Source organism: Pseudomonas sp. NPDC085632 (assembly GCF_044541255.1).
Lineage (GTDB): Bacteria > Pseudomonadota > Gammaproteobacteria > Pseudomonadales > Pseudomonadaceae > Aquipseudomonas.
Map to the genome: position 1 here is coordinate 1,136 of NZ_JBITSX010000078.1, position 665 is coordinate 1,800.

The 665-nt window shown below is 53.1% G+C and carries 1 protein-coding gene; it reads right to left on the minus strand.

The genetic code is table 11. From position 1 onward, the window contains the following. Positions 1-47: 47 nt before the first annotated feature. Positions 48-506: a ribosome maturation factor RimP gene (rimP, locus tag ACIF4X_RS28190; RefSeq protein ID WP_397484575.1), complete on the minus strand. Its 459-nt coding sequence runs from the start codon at positions 504-506 to the stop codon at positions 48-50. Positions 507-665: the final 159 nt, after the last annotated feature.

Here is a 665-nt window from a genome sequence, read left to right on the forward strand (position 1 = left end):
CGTACGCCTCGCCTTTCGCAATCCATTGGATCCGCGGGATCCGCGTCTCAGTCCAAACTGGGAATAATGTTGGCCTTGTCGATCATATCGATCGGCAACAGGAACTCATGGTCATCTACCTGCACCACGACATCCTGTTCTTCTACACCGCGCAGAAGGCCCTGAAAGTTGCGTCGACCTTCAAAAGGCGAGCGCAGCTTGATCTTCACTTGTTCACCGGCAAATTTTGCAAACTGCTCAAGAGTGAACAGTGGGCGCTCCATGCCAGGCGAGGAAACTTCGAGGGTGTATTCAACGGAGATAGGATCTTCAACATCCAGTACACCGCTGATCTGACGGCTGACAATGGCGCAATCGTCCACCAGCACGCCACCCTCTTTATCGATATAAACGCGCAACATCGAGTGACGACCCTGAGCCGAAAACTCGATACCCCAGCATTCATAGCCCAGGGCCACGACCACCGGGGCCAGCAAGGCCTGCAACTCTTCTAGCTTGCTCGACACCTGAACCCCCTAGTGCATGATATGTGCATGCTTTGCAAAATAAAAAAATGGGCATAACGCCCATCCTTGAAACGCCGTCGAACAGCGGCGTTGAAAGTGTCCAGCTAACAAAAAGCCCCTTAAAAGGGGCTCCTTAAACTGGTTGCGGGGGCCGGATTT